This window comes from Tepidibacter mesophilus (assembly GCF_002724055.1).
Lineage (GTDB): Bacteria > Bacillota > Clostridia > Peptostreptococcales > Peptostreptococcaceae > Tepidibacter_A > Tepidibacter_A mesophilus.
In genome coordinates, this window is the sequence record NZ_BDQY01000077.1 from 1 (window position 1) to 450 (window position 450).

At 41.6% G+C, this 450-nt stretch carries 1 protein-coding gene; it reads right to left on the reverse strand.

Translation table 11 applies throughout. The features are described from left to right. Positions 1-450, reverse strand: a 450-nt coding sequence (locus Tmeso_RS15965; RefSeq protein WP_145993184.1) for an HD-GYP domain-containing protein, incomplete at both ends; no start/stop codon positions are given.

Sequence of the window (450 nt, forward strand, 5' to 3'; positions counted from 1 at the left end):
AATGCGTTCATGATGTTGTAACACTATTTCTGCCACAGGCCATGGGAAACGCACATTTCGCAGAACTTCATATCCAAAACGAGAATGTTGCTTGACGATGTTGTATTCTATGGCCGAAAGAGACTGTGGTTTAATTAGTATCTCTGAAGGAATATAGAGCTTTCCCAGATCGTGAACGAGGGCTGTATTGTATACGGCTTCTCTTGCTGAGTCTGAGAGCTTCATTTTTTTTGCTATAGCTAGACAAAGCTGAGCGACCCTGTTCTGATGGCCGTAAGTTGAATGGTCCTTCATCTCTATAACCCGCCCAATTGTTGAAATAGTGGAATGAAATGTTTGTTCTAATTGTTGAATGGTTCTTAAAAGATCTTCTTGCTGTTGCTTGCGTTCAAAGGCTCGTCCTATTGTTTCTGCCAGTATCTTGAGGCTGGCATCATTAATAAGTTGCTG